Source organism: Nocardia sp. CA-135398, assembly GCF_050955845.1.
In the GTDB taxonomy this organism is placed as follows: Bacteria; Actinomycetota; Actinomycetes; order Mycobacteriales; family Mycobacteriaceae; genus Nocardia.
In genome coordinates this window covers 1,959,081-1,974,547 of sequence record NZ_CP192084.1, presented here as the reverse complement: position 1 = coordinate 1,974,547, position 15,467 = coordinate 1,959,081, and the positions used below count along the sequence as shown (strand labels likewise).

Below are 15,467 nucleotides of genomic sequence, written 5' to 3'. Positions count from 1 at the left end.
TCACCTGCGGAACGTCGATTTCAGGTAGTCGGTGACGTCGGCACTGCTCGCAGGACGCCGTGCGAATCCGAGATAGCCGTCCGGCCGGACGACAAATACCGAGCCCTGTCGCGCGCTATAGCTCTGCGCGAATTTTCCCGCGGTATCGCGGATGAGCGGCAGGATCGTCTCGGCGACATCGGCTCGCGGGGCGGCGATGAGATACGCATCGAGATGACCATGCGCCGCGACCTTCGCGGCATCGGCCAGTTGCTCCAACTCGCGAAGGTCGGTCGCGGTGCTGGTTTCGTCCGCGTAGATCAGGATCGTGTGCTCGACCCGGCCGAGCAACGCGAACAGTCGAATATCGAAGGCGACGGCATCGCGGGTGAGACCGGCGGCATCGGGTGCCCGGCTACCCGACCGCGGCAGCGGCTCATCGATGCTCTCGGCCACGATCGGACTGTCGCCGTAGTCGATCAACAACTGCGCTTCGCGTTGCAGCACATAATCCGGATCGGTCGAATCCGCGCCGATGCCTTCGCGGGCGCTGCGGACCGTCCGACCCACCACCTCCTCGCCGACGGGCCTGCGTTCGGCGTCGTAGCTGGCCAGCAGATCCGTGGCCGCATCGCCTTCGACGGCGAGCGCGAGCTTCCACGCGAGGTTGTGCGCATCCTGGATACCGGTGTTCATGCCCTGTGCGCCGGTCGGCGGATGAATGTGCGCGGCATCGCCCGCGACGAAAACCCTTCCGCGACTGTAGGAATCGACAATGCGGTGGCTGATCCGGAATACCGACGACCAACGAAGTTCGGACGCTTCGGTCGGCTCGGGACCGAGCCGGTCCAGCACCGCCTGCAGCTGCGACAGTTCGGGCTTGCGGCCGGATTCGAAGCCGTGCGCGATATTGTCGCCGCCGACCGACGCGCTCGCGAGTTCGTCCGGGACGAGCATCGAGATACGGTACCGGGACCTGCCGGGCAACGGGATACACACCAGCACACCGTCGGTGACGCCGTCGGTCTGGTGCATCGAACGGATGCTGTACCCACGGGGCAACGACCAGTCGAGTTCGACATCACCGAGCATGTACTGCTCGTCGAACGCGGCACCCTCGAACGTCAGGCCGAGCGTCTTACGGACCGTGCTGTGCGCACCGTCGCAGCCGACCAGATAGCGCGCCCGCACCGTCTCATCGGCGTCGGCGCGCGACAACACCGCCCGGACGTCTTCGTCACCTTGCTCGAATGTCGTGAGTCGCGTGCCGCGTTCGATCGTGGTACCCAGCGCGGTGAGGCGGTCCCGCAAGATCCGCTCCGTCTCGTACTGAGGTAGCCCGATGAATTCGAACGGTATGTCCGGCGGCAGCGCCAGCTCCATCCGGGCGACCTCAGCACCGTTGACGTAGAGGATCTGGCCGCGCAGCTGGATCGCCGCGTCCAGCATCTGCCGCAGGACGCCCATCCCCTCGAACACTTCGAGCGTGCGAGGTTGAATACCAACGGCTTTCGCGTACCGGGGCGGTTCCAGCAGTGGGTCGATGATCCGGCAGGCAATTCCCCTGCGACGCAACTCGATCGCGGTGGTCAGTCCGATCGGCCCGGCACCCGCGATGAGTACGGCGGTCTCATCCATCCGACATCACCTCGCGCTGTCATCGACCGGTCGTCGTTGGTTCGGCGGAACCGCTCGTCGGGCTCGTAGTCGCTTTGCCAGGCAGGGCATCGGCACCGTAGAAGGTCGGCAGCATGCCTTTGAGCAGCACCAGGGCCGACCCCTCACCCGACGGAACCGTCGCGAGGTTGGTGGCGATCACGATCGTGAGATCCGATTGCGGGTCGTAGCCCATGAAGGTCATGAATCCCGGCAGCTGACCGTCGTGTCCGATGAGGTGCGTACCGAATCGCACGATGCCGAGACCGTATCCGGCTTGGTCGGGGTTAGCCGGATCGATCGGCTGAATGCTGTCCAACCGAGTCTTCTGCATCTTCGCGTCGAGCAGGCGACCGCCGACGAGCGCCTGCACATACGTCGCCATATCGTCGGCCGTCGAGATCGCACCACCGGCGGTCCACGCCCAAGACACGTTGATATCTGTTTGGTTGCTCGGTTTCAGGGTGCCCGCGACGGCCTCGGCTTGTTGCGCGGGAGGAAGTGCGAATGTGTCGATGGTGGAAACGTTGGTGCCGAAGGCATAGCCCTGGGGATGCGGATCCGGAATCGAGGAGTCCGCGGGCGCAGGCAGTGATGTGTCCGCGAGGCCCAACGGTTCGAAGATGCGCTTCTGCAAACTCTGGGCGGCCGTCATATTCGTAAGTTTCTCGATGACCAGGCCGAGCAGGATGAAGTTGGTATTGCTGTACTCGAACTTTTCCCCTGGCTGAAAGTTCACCGGGTGCGCGAACGCGATGGCCAGCAATTCCTCCGGTGTCCACACCTTCTGCGGCTCGTTGTCGAGTGCGGCATTGAACTGCGGGTCGAAGGTGTAACTGTATAGCCCGCTTCGCATTTCGTTCAGCTGAGCGATCGTGATCCGATCACCGTTCGGCACGCCCGGCCAATACTTGTCGATGGGGTCGTCGAGCGAGAGCTTGCCATCCTGCGCCAACTGCAGGATCACCGTCGACGTCATCGTCTTGGTGTTGCTACCGATCCGAAAGTAGTCGTCGACCGTCATCGGCTCGCTCGTATCGATGCCTCGGGTACCGAATGCCGCGGCCCAATTGCCTTGCTTCGGGGATTTGACGACCACGACCGCGCCCGGAATGACATTGTCCTTCATCAGCGTGGTTATCACCGGCCGGATAGCGGCGGCATACGCGGGCTCGGCTCCACGGGTGGTCGATTGCGTGGAAGTTTCGGTGGAGTCCGTCGACGTCCCGCAGCCCGTGACGAGCAACAGACCGGCTGCAACACACGCGGCGATACCTGTCCTGTGTCCCATAACGCTCCGTTCGAGGTTTGCTGGAACGTGGCTATGTAGCGCGGTGCAACATTAACTCCGCGTGCTGCGGTTTCGGGCGGGAATGCCGAGCGCTGCTCATCGCCACCTCTGCTGGCAACGGCAACGAGTTCCACCCCGACGGTCCGCACCCGCGACGATGCTCCGACCTTCCGAAATTCTCGGCGCGGCCTGCGCTGATGTGATCCGCGTCTCAGGTACGGTGCGACCACCTACGCCGGGCCATGGGGGCTCGGTCGGCACAGCGAAAGGCGGGCATGATGGGCGGACTCTCGCGCGGCGCGGCCGGTGTGGCGCTGGCGGCGGCGTGTCTGACAGTACCGACAACCTTGGCACCCCAAGCGAACGCGGCGATCGCCCCCACCCTGTCGGTGGCGATGACCGGACCGGCACTCGGTGCGACCAGCGTCGCGGCGGTCGGCTGTGGACAGACAGCGCAGGCGAGGGTGCAACGCCCCGATGGCACCCCGATACAAAGCGGTGTCGTCGAATTCACCAGCCGCCTACCCGGCCTCGGCGGCAATATCGTCGGAACCGTACCGGTCTCCAACGGCACCGCAAGCATCCTCTGGATCCCGGATATCGCGGGCCAGCACATCGTCAGCGCCGTCTACTACGACGGCTTCCCCGACTACCAACCAGCAGCCGGATACACCACCGTCACCGCCGTAGACCTCGGCGGTGTCTGCATATAGATCCGAAACGACGAAGGCCCGGTCCGTGTGGACCGGGCCTTTCGAGTGGAGCTGCCGGGAATCGAACCCGGGTCCTCCGCCGCGTCTTCAGGGCTTCTCCGTGTGCAGTTCGCTAGGTCTCTACTTGGATCTCCGGGTCTCGCGAACAAGCTCGGATGACGATCCCAGTCGCTGTTCGATGTCCCGTCCGACTCCGCGACCGAGCCGGACGGTAATTCCCTCTAGCTGATGCCAGTACCCGGGTCGAGGGACGAACCCGGACTGACAGAGACGACCTGCTACTTAGGCAGCGAGGGCGTACTCGCGCTGATTGGAATCGGCGCTTAATTGGTTGCAACGACGCTTACGGTGGTCTCTTGCCTGCACCGACACGCTTCCCCTAAATCTACGTACGCAGTCGAAACCGTTCAGCCCCGTACGTCCCGACACCTTGTCGGGCTAGTTACTTTAACACTCGGTCATGCCGTATTCATTCCATTATCCATGCGGCGCGAATCACGCGGCCGACCTGCACAGACGGCGTCGCACCGAGGGCTGCACCCAGCCCTGTTACCCGAGTTGGGCAAGATCAACGGAAGCGGCATCGGCCCCGTCTTGATCTTGGTCAGGGCGCGCTTCGACGAGTGGACGGATGGTGATCAGGCCGCCGCGATCAACCCGACCGAAGCGAGCGCCAACACCATCCCGGCCTGCTGCTGTCGCCCGACCCGCTCGCCGAGCAGCACCATCGCCAGTAGCACGGTCGCGGCCGGGTACAGCGATCCGATCACGCTGACCAGCGAGAGCATCGAACCGTGGAAGGCGTACAGCAATGCGGCATTCGCGATGGTATCCAGCACCGCGATATATACCGCCAACCGCAGTGGTTCACCGCGCAGCGGCCGGAACTCCCCCGCTGATAGCGCGATCAGCCAGACCATCGGACTTGCCGCACCGCGTTGGGCCAGCAGCGGCCAGACCCCGGCGCTCGCGTGGGTTTCGTGCAGGAAGACGAAGGCGAGTCCGAAGGCCGCGCCCGAGCCGATGGTGAGCAGCGCCACCTTCCTGGTGAAGCGCAACTCGCGGCCGCCGGTGATCTCCTCGGTGACGTCATCGGGCGACTCCCGGCTCACCAGGTACACCGCGCCGAGCGCGAACACGATGCCAGCGATTGCGAGTGTGCCGGGGCGCTCGCCGATCAGCAGACCGACCAGCACCGGAATACCCGCGACCAACAGGGCCGTCAGCGGTGACACCACCGCCATCGGGCCGCTGGCCAGCGCGGCATAGAACCACCACACCGCGAACCCGCTCGCCACACCGGCCGCCAGTCCCCACAGCATTGATGCGGTGTCCGGGGTGCCACCGACCAGTGGTAGCAGCGCGAGGACGAACAGCGTCGATATCGGATAGGAGACGACCACGACGCGCAGGGCAGTCACCCGCCGCGACGCCACCCCACCGAAGAAATCACTGACGCCGTAGCCGACCGCGGCCACCAGCGCCAACAGAACAGCGGTCAACGCATACCTTTGATCCGCCGCCCCAGTTCCCTGGTGACCTCGCGCTCAGCGGTGCGCTTGGCCAGATCCTGTCGCTTGTCGTAGTCCTGCTTACCCTTGGCGAGCGCGAGCTCGACCTTGACCTTGCCGTCGGAGAAGTACATCGACAGCGGCACCAAAGTCTGGTTGCCCTCGCGCGATTTGCCGACCAGCCGCTCGATCTCGCGCTTGTGCAGCAATAGCTTGCGCACCCGGCGCGGCGAATGGTTGGTCCAGGTGCCGTGGCTGAACTCGGGAATGTGCAGACCTCGCAGCCACACCTCGCCGTTGTCGACGGTCGCGAAGGCGTCCACCAGCGAGGCCTTCCCCTCGCGCAGACTCTTGACCTCGGTACCGACCAGCGCGATCCCGGCCTCGTAGGTGTCCAGGATCGTGTAGTTGTGCCGCGCCCGGCGGTTGGTCGCGATGACCTTGCGCCCCGTCTCCTTCATAACGGTCAACTTTAAGGGACTCGGCAACCGGATTATTCCGCGCCTGTTGCGCTAGCCACCCGGACGGACCGCGAGATACAGCAGGAGTACCCCGATGAAGGCCGCGACCAGCAAGACCGTGGTCATGCGTGGCAGGCCGCGCGGGCGCGGCGGTAGCGGCGGGCGGTGGCGCAGCCACACGGATTCCACCACGGGGTCGTGGGTGCCGCGCCGATACGGCGGCGGATCGCCAGGGTCCGTGGACGGCGAGCCGCCCAGGTCGGGCCCGTCGTCGGTGGGGCCATCACCGGATGCCATAGCGTGCACGCTAGCCGCCGAACCGGTTCGACGCCGGACAATTTCATTGCGATTCAGGCAAATCGGCGCGCGAACGCCGAACTGGCACCTCCGCTTACGAGATCGACGGTGACCACCGTGAGGTCGACGGTGCTCGCGGTGAGCTCCATGACCATGAAGCCGAGCTCGTGATAGTTCTCGAAGAGAGCGGCGTTGCCGGAGCCGCCGGGATTCAACTTCGGTTCCGCCGCTACGGTTTTGGCGGCCGCGCCGGAGACGAGTTGGCGGGTGCCCTTCGATGCCGTGTTCGGCTCGAGCACCTGCAGCGAATGATCGTGTCCGGAGAGGATGTAGTGGCATTTGCCGACCACATGGTCTTCGAAGAACTGCTTGGCGTGGATACCGTTGAGCGGTGCCACGGACAGCCCCTCGTAGCGACCCGCGTCACCGTGCGGACCGTTGTTCAAGTAGGGCTGGTGGGTGCAGGCGATCTTCCATTGCGCGGGTGATTCGGCGATGGCGCGGTCGAGCCAGGCGCGCTGCTCGTTCATGAATTGACCGTCGACCGCCCAGTACGGATCGAAGATCGGCGGGATGTAGGCGGCGAGCGGATTGACATCCAGCACAAAGAATTCGACCACCGGCTGCTGCTCGGGTATCCGCACCGAGTAGTACCGGCTCGGCATCCACCAGCGCGGCGAATTCGCGTGATATTCGACCTCGCTGTTGCCGCGTAGCAGCCAGCCGCCGTCGCCGCCGAGGACCGAACTGTTGTCGTGATTGCCGAGCACCATGAGCCACGGGAAATCCAGTCCCGCATTGGGGTCTTCGAATTTTTCCGCGAACTGGATATCGGCGGCGCCGTTCGGACCGCTCTCGTAGATGTTGTCACCGAGGCCGAGGGCGAGCGAAAACGGTTGGCGGCGATGGTAATTCCGCATGGCATCGGCGACCGCCCATTGGGCGCGGGTGCCGGTGCCCGCATCGCCGGTGACGAGCACCCGCACATTGCGGTCGGTCGGGAAGTCGAATTTGATGACGCCACTCGCGACCGGAACCGCATCGGCGGGCGAAAGACCGACCAGCGACGCACCCGCCGCGGCAGTGGCCGCGCCAGCCAGGAACCCGCGCCGCCCGATCACGCGTTGCTCACTTCCGCGGCAAGTACGGCGAGTACTCCTTCGCCGTACTTGGCCAGTTTGTTCTCACCGACACCGCCGACCGTCCCGAGTTCGGCCAGGCTCGCGGGCTTGCGTGCGGCGATCTCCCGCAGCGTCGCGTCGTGGAAGACGACGTAGGCGGGTACGCCCTGCTCCTTGGCCGTCGCGGCCCGCCATTCACGCAGCTTCTCGAAGACCGGCACGTCCGGGGCGGCCAGATCGGCAGCCGGGGACTTGCCCTTGGCCGCCTTGGGTGTCCTGGCCGGTTTGACCGCACGCTCCGGTTCGCGGCGCAACAGTACTTCCCGGCCGCCGAACAGCACCTCGTTGCTGGCCTCGGTGAGGATGAGCACGCCGTAGTCGCCGTGCACGGCGAGCAGTCCCTGTGCGAGCAATTGCCTTATGACACCGCGCCATTCGACATCGCGCAGGTCGGTGCCGATGCCGAAGACCTTCAGCTCGTGGTGATCATGCTGCAACACCTTGGGATTCGATTTGCCGAGCAGGATATCGACGATATGGCCCGCCCCGAAGCTCTGTCCGCGTTCACGTTTCAGCCGCAGCACCGTCGAGAGCACCTTCTGGGCGGGCACCGTACCGTCCCAGGTTTCCGGCGCGGTCAGGCAGGTGTCGCAATTGCCGCACGACTGTCCCGTCTGTCCGAAGTAAGCCAGTAGCTGAGTTCGCCTGCAGGACACCGTTTCACACAGCGCGAGCATGGCGTCCAGATGCAGTTGCAGTTGCCTGCGGTGGGTGGCATCGCCGTCGGAGGAGTCGATCATCTTGCGCTGCTGCACCACATCGGCGAGTCCGTAGACCATCCACGCGGTCGACGGCAACCCGTCGCGGCCCGCCCGCCCGGTCTCCTGGTAGTAGCCCTCTACGGACTTGGGCAGATCGAGATGGGCGACGAAGCGCACATCGGGCTTATCGATGCCCATGCCGAAGGCGATAGTCGCGACCACGACGAGGCCGTCCTCGCGCAGGAACCGCGCCTGGTTGGCGGTGCGGGTACGCGAATCAAGGCCCGCGTGATACGGAACCGCCGCGACGCCGTTCTCGGTGAGGAAGGCCGCGGTCTTCTCGACGGAATTGCGCGACAGGCAGTAGACGATGCCAGCGTCTCCGGCGTGTTCGGTCTTGATGAAGTCCAGCAGCTGCCGATCCGGCCGGTTCTTGGGTTCGATCCGGTACTGGATATTGGGCCGGTCGAAGCTGGCGACGAAACGGCGGGCCGAGCCGAGGTCGAGGCGCTCGATGATCTCGTCGCGGGTCTTCGCCGTCGCGGTCGCGGTGAGCGCGATGCGCGGCACGTCCGGCCAGCGTTGGTGCAGCATCGACAGGGACAGATAGTCGGGTCGGAAGTCGTGGCCCCACTGCGATACGCAGTGCGCCTCGTCGATGGCGAACAGCGCCACCTTGCCGCGATCCAGTAGGGCGGCGGTCGACTCCAGGCGCAACCGCTCGGGTGCGAGATACAGCAGGTCCAACTCCCCCGCGACGAACTGCGCCTCGACCATGCGCCGCTCATCCGGGAATTGCGTCGAGTTCAGGAATCCGGCGCGCACGCCGAGCGCGCTGAGCGCGTCCACCTGATCCTGCATCAACGCGATCAGCGGTGACACCACCACACCGACACCCGGACGTACCAGTGCGGGCACCTGATAGCACAGCGATTTGCCGCCGCCGGTCGGCATGAGCACCAGCGCGTCCCCGCCGCCGACCACATGCTCGACGATCTCCCGCTGATCACCACGGAAGCTGTCGTAGCCGAAAACCCGGCGTAGAACCTCTTGTGCCGCACCGGATTCGGCGACCGGGGTGCCGTCGGTCGATACAGCCGCGAAAGCATCGGGGGATTCCACGCGGCCCATCCTACGAGCGCACTCGGACAACCGAACCCCTACATCGACCCGAACCCCAAGTGACCGGCCGACTTGTGCACATGTGCACAACCGATTTCGCTCGCGGCGCGGCGGAGTCGCCGCACACAGACCGACGGCCTCGCACAAGGTACACGGTGTGCGAGGCCGTCACTAGCTTTGCGGCAGTCAGTCCCGGACGTAGTAGCGCAGGGTGCCGTAGGCGGTGATGGCGGCGAAGACGATGCCGAGGGGGGCGATGGTGAGCGACACCAGTGCGATGTCCTCACCTGTGAGGTGCGGGAAGACGTTGCTGTTGAACAGCGCGCCAAGGCCTCGGTTCACTACCAACGGTTGCGCGAGGAACAACCCGACAACCGCCAGAACCGACCCGGCCAAGGCCGCGACTACCGCCTCCAACAGGAACGGCAGCTGCGTGTACCAGCGTGTCGCACCGACCATCCGCATGATGCCGACTTCCTCGCGTCGGCTGAACGCCGCGATCTGCACCATATTCGCGATCAACAGCAGAGCCGCCAATGCCTGCAATGCCGCCAAGGCGAATGCCGCATTCCGCAGGCCGTCGAATACCCCGACCAAGCGGTCCACGGTGTCCTTGTCGTTGAGGACGCTCTGGATCCCGTCCTTACCGTTGAACGTCTGGTAGATCCGCGGGTACTGATCGGCATCGGTCATCTTCACGCGCAAGGACGCGGGCAGGCGGGTGTCCTTGATCATGTCCAGCATTTCGGGCTGGTCCTTGAAGGTCACCTCGGTGGCTTCCTTCATCGCCTCGTCGCTGTTGACGAACTGGACCGAGACCACACCGTCGGTCTTCTTCAGATCCGACATCAATTGCTGACACGGATTCTGCGAACAGTCCCGATCGTTCGCCGAGACCAGGTCGGTGAGGTAGAGCCGGATCTCGACCCGGTCCATGAAGTAGTTCTGGGTCTTATCCGCGATCCGCAGCGCGAGCAGACCGCCGCCGAGCATGGTCAGCGATACCGCGGTGGTCAGGATCATCGCGATGGTCATGGTGACATTGCGACGCAGGCCGGTGAGGACCTCGTTGAGCAGGAATCCAGCGCGCATTACCGGCCCACCCCGTAGACGCCGATCGCGTCGTCGCGGATCAGGCGGCCCCGATCCAACTCCACCACTCGCTTACGCATCGCGTCGACGATGTGGTTGTCGTGGGTGGCCATCACCACGGTGGTGCCGATCCGGTTGATCCGCTCCAGCAGCAGCATGATGTCGCCGCTGGTATCGGGATCGAGGTTGCCGGTCGGCTCATCGGCGAGCAGGACCAGCGGACGGTTCACGAAGGCCCGCGCGATCGCGACACGCTGCTGCTCACCACCGGACAATTCGTGCGGAAGCCGATCGGCCTTACCGCCGAGCCCGACCATATCGAGCACCTCGGGCACGGTCCGGTCGATGAACTGGCGGCGCTTGCCGATCACTTCCAGCGCGAACGCCACGTTCTGGGCGACGGTCTTCTGCTGCAGCAACCGGAAGTCCTGGAAGACGCAACCCATGCGCTGACGCAACTTCGGCACCTTCCGCCCGGGCAGCCGGTCGACCCGGAAGTCGGCGACCCGGATCTCGCCCGCGGTCGGGGCCTCTTCCTTGAGCAGCAGTCGCATGAAGGTCGACTTGCCCGAACCGGACGGGCCGATGATGAAGACGAATTCACCCTTGCCCACATCGACGGTGATGTTGTCCAGCGCGGGTCGCGTCGAGGTCAGATACGACTTGGTCACGTTCCGCATAGCGATCACGGTTGGCCAGTGTAACCAGCAACCGTCGTGCAGCCACCAGCTACATCATGGTCAATGACCCGGCGTAGCCGTATTCATCACTACCGGAACGGTGTTGAGTTTTTCGGGCGATGTCACGATCGGTTGATCGGGCTTGACGAACAGGTACAACACGAACGTGGCGACCCATGATCCCATCAGGATCGCCGTGGATCTACGTGGTCTCACTGATTCCCTCCCGGCGCAATGCCGCGGCGACTCGCACCCGCAACTCGCGACCGACCTCGAACTGCTTACCCGGCAACGTTCGGGCAACCATTCGAATGTTCATCTGGTCCACTGTCAGATCTTCGACGCCCATCACACTGGGCTCGTCGAGCAGCAGCGGCTTCAATCTGCGGTCCTCGTACGCCTTTGTACCGACCTCGTGCAGGATCTCGTTGATCCTGGTGATATCGACGCTGGCCGCAACCGGAACGTCGATCGCGGCGCGCGCCCAATCCTTCGACAGATTCGTCACCTTGACGATCTGGCCGTTGGGCACGGTGATCACCTCACCATCGGCATTGCGCAGTGTGGTGATCCGCAGCGTGACGTCCTCGACCGTACCCTCGGCCTGCTCCGCGGATCCAGTGACAGCGATGCGAACCACATCACCAAACCCGTACTGCCGCTCGGTAATCAGGAAAAATCCGGCGAGGATGTCCTGCACGATCCGCTGTGCGCCGAAGCCGAGTGCGGCGCCGAGCACGGCCGCGGGCGCGACCAGACCGGTGACCGCGAAACCCATCCGGCGCAGCACTTCCATGCCGACCAGGACATAGACGACGGTCAACACCACCCAGGTGACCACCTGCGCCAGCGCATGCCGGTGTTTGGCCGCCTCGGAACGCACGAGCGCGTCGCTGCTGCGGAATCCGGCGTCGATCCTGCGGGTGATCCGATCACGGACAAAGGTGGCGAAACGGCTGAACAGCACCGCACCCAGGAGCAGCAGGACGATCTCTAGACCGGAGGACCGCAGCCAGGTGGTGAAGTCGGTGGACGTGGAGAAAGCCTGGGGTACGTCCAACTAGCTCGCCTGCTCTCGCATTCGCCAACGAATTCCGGATTCGATGAAACCATCGATATCGCCGTCGAGCACGGCAGTCGGATTGTTGACTTCGTAGTTGGTGCGCAGATCCTTCACCATCTGGTACGGATGCAGCACGTAGGAACGCATCTGGTTGCCCCAGGACGCGCCCTCGTTGGTCTTGAGCGCATCCATTTCGGCGCGCTCCTCCTGCCGCTTGCGTTCCAGCAGCTTGGCCTGCAGCACCCGCATGGCCGAAATCTTGTTCTGCAGCTGGGATTTCTCGTTCTGACAGGTCACCACGATGCCGGTCGGGATATGTGTGAGGCGCACCGCGGAGTCGGTGGTGTTGACGCTCTGGCCGCCGGGACCCGAGGAACGGTAGACGTCGACGCGGATCTCGCCCTCGGGAATTTCGATGTGGTCGGTGGTCTCGACCACAGGTAGCACCTCGACCTCGGCGAAGGAGGTCTGGCGGCGGCCCTGATTGTCGAACGGACTGATCCGGACCAGGCGGTGCGTGCCCATTTCCACCGAGAGGGTGCCGTAGGCATATGGCGACTTCACCGCGAAGGTGGCGCTCTTGATGCCCGCCTCTTCGGCGTAGGAGGTGTCGTAGACCTCGACGGAGTACTTGTGCCGGTCCGCCCAGCGGATGTACATGCGCATCAGCATTTCGGCCCAGTCGGCGGCGTCCACACCACCCGCACCCGAGCGGATATTGACCAGCGCCTCACGCTTGTCGTACTCGCCCGAGAGCAGCGTGCGGACCTCCATGGCCTCCATATCGCTGTGCAGCGTCGCCCGCTCGCCATCGGCGTCGGCGAGCGCGGCCACCCTGGCCTCGCCCTCCTCTTCCTCGGCCAATTCGTAGAGCACCGACAGATCGTCGAGGCGCTGGCGCAGTTCCTCGACCCGGCGCAACTCGCTCTGAGCGTGCGACAGCTCACTGGTGACCTGCTGCGCGTGCTCCTGGTTGTTCCACAGATCGGGATCGGCGGCCTGGTGCTCGAGCTCATCGATCCGTCGACGCAGCTCCTCGACATCGAGGACCGACTCGACGGTCTTGAGCGTGGCGTCGAGTTCGGCGAGGTCAGCGGAGACGTCAGGATGCACGATGCTCAAGCCTACTGGGCACGGTGAAGACGGTGAAACACGCGGTGGTGCGGGGGTGCCGTCCTCAGCCGGGGACGGCGCGCAGTCCGCCTGGGCGACGACCGGCCAGGGAGTCGATGGCGGCCGCGGTGGCGTCGTCGGCGGGGAGGTAGACGATGAGCTGCTGGTCGTCGTCGGCGGAGAGTTCGAGGGTTTCGTAGGTGAGACGGAGGTTGCCCGCCTCGGGATGGATGAGGCGGGAGATGCCGGTGGCGGCGGCCAGGCTGGGGACGGATTCGACGCGGCGGGTGAACTCGGCACCGGCGGCCACGGTGAGTTCGTCGGCCAGGGCGGCGATATGCGGATCGCTGCGGAACGGGCCCTGTTTCAGTGCGGCGACCAGTTCGTCGGCGATGTGGTCCCAGTCGGGATAGGCGGCGCGGGCGCGCGGGTCGGTGAAGGCGAACAAAGCGAGATTGGCCCGGTGTTCGTTGTCGAGCAGTCCGATCGGCGCCATCAGGCGCTGATATCCCTCGGTCCAGGTGAGCACCTCGCGCAGTCGGTTGACAACCAAGGCGGGCGCGGGTTCCAGGCGATCGAGGATTGCGCGGACCGCGGGACGCACCTCGCGCGGGGGTTGCGCACCGCCCATACAGCTGAATCCCGGATCGGCGCCCTTGGTGAGACGGTGCAGGTGGATGCGTTCGCTCGGCGTCAAGGCGAGGGCGTCGGCGAGTGCGGACAGCACCGGCGGCGAGGGTCGGCGGTCGCGTCCCTGCTCGAGGCGGGTGATGTACTCCACGCTGACGCCCGCGAGAGTTGCCAGTTCGGCGCGACGCAGGCCGGGGGTTCGGCGGCGCGGTCCGGTGGGCAGGCCGACTTCGGCCGGTGTCACCGCCTCGCGGCGGGTCCGTAGGAACAGGCCCAACTCGTTGTCGCTCACGACCTCGCCTCGCTGCCAGTCGGTTCCGTCGATGACGCACTGTGCTGATGGCTCACTCGCTGACACCCGCTCACACCTCGACGGTACAAGCGCGGTCGGTGCCGAGGGTGTCCCTGCCACTACCACTCTTCGCGCGGTCTTCCTGGTGGCGATGCCGGGCAGCAGATTGGGACTCGAACAATTTCCTGATCGAAGGAGAACACCATGTCCTTGAAGCTCGCGGTGATCATCGGCAGCGTCCGGGAAGGACGCTTCGCGCCGACCGTGGCCAACTGGTTCGTCGAGGAGGCCGCCCGGCACGGACGGTTCGAGATCGACCTGATCGATCTGGCCGAGGCCGATCTGCCATTGGCACTGCCCGCCGTTCCCCCGGCGATGCAGCCCGATCCGGAACGCCCGGCCGGGATGACCGATCTCAGCAGGCGGCTCGGTGAGGCGGACGCATTCGTCATCCTCACGCCGGATTACAACCGCAGCTATCCGGCCGCGCTGAAGGCCGCGATCGACTGGCACTTCACCCAATGGGACAGCAAGGCAATCGGTTTCGTCGGCTACAGCGGCGGAAGCGGCGGCCTGCTCGCCATCGAACACCTGCGCCAGGTCTTCAACGAACTCAATGCCCACACCGTCCGCAACTACGTCAGCTTCCCCCGCTACTACCTGCTCTTCGATGCCGAAGGCAAACTCCTCGACCCGACCGAACCCGCCGCAGCCGCGCAGGCCATGCTCGACCAACTGCACTGGTGGGCGAGTGCCCTCGCCACCGCCCGCTCCGTCCCGGCTGCCGCATAACTTGTGGCCACCTCGCACAAGGTATGACCTATGCGAGGTGAGCACTGCTTATGCGGCAGCGGGGACGCGTCCGAGGCGACAGTGGGGGGCGATAGGGTTCGGGGGTGGCTGATTACTCCTCCGATCTCGAACTTGCGCTGCGTTTGGCCGATGTGGCCGATGGGATTACCCGTACGCGGTTCGGGGCGTTGGATTTGCGGGTCGATTCGAAGCCGGATCTGACGCCGGTGTCGGATGCGGATCTGGCGGTGGAGAAGGCGATACGGCAGGTCCTCGGGCAGGAATGTCCCGGGGATTCGGTGCTCGGTGAGGAGTTCGGCGGTGACGTCGAGTTCACCGGTCGGCAGTGGGTGATCGATCCGATCGATGGCACCAAGAATTTCGTGCGGCGGGTGCCGATTTGGGCGACGCTGATCTCGCTGCTCGACGACGGCGTTCCGGTGGTCGGCGTGGTGAGTGCTCCCGCATTGGCGCGACGGTGGTGGGCGGCGGCTGGTTCCGGCGCCTGGGCCAGCGTCGATTCCGATGCGCCGAAACCTATTTCGGTCTCGGCGGTCGGTCACCTCGGCTCGGCCAGCCTCGCCTTCTCCAGCCTGTCGGGCTGGCGCGAACGCGGTCTGCGCGAGAAGTTCCTCGACCTCACCGACGCGGTGTGGCGAGTCCGCGGCTACGGCGACTTCTTCACCTACTGCCTGCTCGCCGAGGGTGCGGTCGATATCGCCACCGAACCCGAAGTCTCCCTGTGGGACCTGGCCGCCCTCGACATCCTCGTCCGCGAAGCAGGCGGCCGCTTCACCTCCCTCTCCGGCACCCCCGGCCCCCACAACGGCGATGCCATAGCCACCAACTCGCTGCTCCACGACGCTGTCCTCACCCGCTTGAACTGAAGTTCG

15 protein-coding genes and 1 other RNA gene are annotated in these 15,467 nt (G+C 65.0%); 3 read left to right on the top strand and 13 right to left on the bottom strand.

Annotated features, from left to right (window positions below):
- Both ACQP1T_RS08835 and ACQP1T_RS08830 read right to left on the bottom strand, forming a co-directional pair.
- Positions 1 to 1,617, bottom strand: coding sequence for an FAD-dependent monooxygenase (locus tag ACQP1T_RS08835; protein WP_433759450.1), 1,617 nt, complete (start codon positions 1,615 to 1,617; stop codon positions 1 to 3).
- 19 nt (positions 1,618 to 1,636) lie between these two features.
- Positions 1,637 to 2,926: a serine hydrolase domain-containing protein gene (locus ACQP1T_RS08830; RefSeq protein ID WP_433759449.1), complete on the bottom strand. Its 1,290-nt coding sequence runs from the start codon at positions 2,924 to 2,926 to the stop codon at positions 1,637 to 1,639.
- 275 nt (positions 2,927 to 3,201) lie between these two features.
- Between ACQP1T_RS08830 and ACQP1T_RS08825 the strand changes: the two genes are divergently transcribed.
- Positions 3,202 to 3,639: a hypothetical protein gene (locus ACQP1T_RS08825; RefSeq protein WP_433759448.1), complete on the top strand. Its 438-nt coding sequence runs from the start codon at positions 3,202 to 3,204 to the stop codon at positions 3,637 to 3,639.
- 43 nt (positions 3,640 to 3,682) lie between these two features.
- Here the strand turns inward: ACQP1T_RS08825 and ssrA are convergent.
- From ssrA to ACQP1T_RS08770, 11 genes are all read right to left on the bottom strand, one after another.
- Positions 3,683 to 4,054, bottom strand: a transfer-messenger RNA (tmRNA) gene (ssrA, locus tag ACQP1T_RS08820).
- Between the two features lie 223 nt (positions 4,055 to 4,277).
- Positions 4,278 to 5,141, bottom strand: a complete 864-nt coding sequence (locus tag ACQP1T_RS08815; protein WP_433759447.1) for an EamA family transporter — start codon at positions 5,139 to 5,141, stop codon at positions 4,278 to 4,280.
- A complete protein-coding gene (gene smpB, locus ACQP1T_RS08810; RefSeq protein ID WP_330249827.1) occupies positions 5,138 to 5,611 on the bottom strand; it encodes an SsrA-binding protein SmpB in 474 nt (157 codons plus the stop codon). Before smpB ends, ACQP1T_RS08815 begins: the two co-directional genes overlap by 4 nt.
- A 51-nt stretch (positions 5,612 to 5,662) precedes the next feature.
- Positions 5,663 to 5,908, bottom strand: a complete 246-nt coding sequence (locus ACQP1T_RS08805) for a hypothetical protein (protein ID WP_433759446.1) — start codon at positions 5,906 to 5,908, stop codon at positions 5,663 to 5,665.
- Positions 5,909 to 5,961: 53 nt separating this feature from the next.
- Entirely contained in the window at positions 5,962 to 7,029 is a 1,068-nt protein-coding gene (locus ACQP1T_RS08800) for a metallophosphoesterase (RefSeq protein ID WP_433759445.1), read from the bottom strand.
- Positions 7,026 to 8,912, bottom strand: a complete 1,887-nt coding sequence (recQ, locus tag ACQP1T_RS08795) for a DNA helicase RecQ (protein WP_433759444.1) — start codon at positions 8,910 to 8,912, stop codon at positions 7,026 to 7,028. Before recQ ends, ACQP1T_RS08800 begins: the two co-directional genes overlap by 4 nt.
- 186 nt (positions 8,913 to 9,098) lie before the next feature.
- Positions 9,099 to 10,004, bottom strand: coding sequence for a permease-like cell division protein FtsX (gene ftsX / locus ACQP1T_RS08790; protein ID WP_433759443.1), 906 nt, complete (start codon positions 10,002 to 10,004; stop codon positions 9,099 to 9,101).
- Positions 10,004 to 10,684: a cell division ATP-binding protein FtsE gene (gene ftsE / locus ACQP1T_RS08785; protein WP_433759442.1), complete on the bottom strand. Its 681-nt coding sequence runs from the start codon at positions 10,682 to 10,684 to the stop codon at positions 10,004 to 10,006. Before ftsE ends, ftsX begins: the two co-directional genes overlap by 1 nt.
- 202 nt (positions 10,685 to 10,886) lie before the next feature.
- Positions 10,887 to 11,744, bottom strand: coding sequence for a mechanosensitive ion channel family protein (locus ACQP1T_RS08780; protein WP_433759441.1), 858 nt, complete (start codon positions 11,742 to 11,744; stop codon positions 10,887 to 10,889).
- The gene (gene prfB / locus ACQP1T_RS08775) at positions 11,745 to 12,860 is read right to left on the bottom strand and encodes a peptide chain release factor 2 (protein WP_433759440.1); all 1,116 of its coding nucleotides are present in this window, start codon (positions 12,858 to 12,860) and stop codon (positions 11,745 to 11,747) included.
- 64 nt (positions 12,861 to 12,924) lie between these two features.
- Positions 12,925 to 13,782 carry a helix-turn-helix transcriptional regulator gene (locus ACQP1T_RS08770; protein WP_433759439.1) on the bottom strand — a complete coding sequence of 286 codons (858 nt, stop codon included), beginning with the start codon at positions 13,780 to 13,782 and terminating at the stop codon, positions 12,925 to 12,927.
- 204 nt (positions 13,783 to 13,986) lie between these two features.
- On the opposite strand from ACQP1T_RS08770, the gene ACQP1T_RS08765 reads away from it, so the two are divergent.
- Both ACQP1T_RS08765 and hisN read left to right on the top strand, forming a co-directional pair.
- Entirely contained in the window at positions 13,987 to 14,574 is a 588-nt protein-coding gene (locus tag ACQP1T_RS08765; protein ID WP_433759438.1) for an NADPH-dependent FMN reductase, read from the top strand.
- Between the two features lie 104 nt (positions 14,575 to 14,678).
- Entirely contained in the window at positions 14,679 to 15,461 is a 783-nt protein-coding gene (gene hisN, locus ACQP1T_RS08760) for a histidinol-phosphatase (protein WP_433759437.1), read from the top strand.
- Positions 15,462 to 15,467: the final 6 nt, after the last annotated feature.

Bases quoted from the DNA above. Each gene is read 5' to 3' on its own strand.
- ACQP1T_RS08825 (WP_433759448.1), top strand. From the start codon at position 3,202: ATGATGGGCGGACTCTCGCGCGGCGCGGCCGGTGTGGCGCTGGCGGCG.
- smpB (WP_330249827.1), bottom strand. From the start codon at position 5,611: ATGAAGGAGACGGGGCGCAAGGTCATCGCGACCAACCGCCGGGCGCGG.
- ACQP1T_RS08765 (WP_433759438.1), top strand. From the start codon at position 13,987: ATGTCCTTGAAGCTCGCGGTGATCATCGGCAGCGTCCGGGAAGGACGC.
- ACQP1T_RS08805 (WP_433759446.1), bottom strand. From the start codon at position 5,908: ATGGCATCCGGTGATGGCCCCACCGACGACGGGCCCGACCTGGGCGGC.
- ACQP1T_RS08830 (WP_433759449.1), bottom strand. From the start codon at position 2,926: ATGGGACACAGGACAGGTATCGCCGCGTGTGTTGCAGCCGGTCTGTTG.
- ftsX (WP_433759443.1), bottom strand. From the start codon at position 10,004: ATGCGCGCTGGATTCCTGCTCAACGAGGTCCTCACCGGCCTGCGTCGC.
- ACQP1T_RS08835 (WP_433759450.1), bottom strand. From the start codon at position 1,617: ATGGATGAGACCGCCGTACTCATCGCGGGTGCCGGGCCGATCGGACTG.
- ftsE (WP_433759442.1), bottom strand. From the start codon at position 10,684: ATGCGGAACGTGACCAAGTCGTATCTGACCTCGACGCGACCCGCGCTG.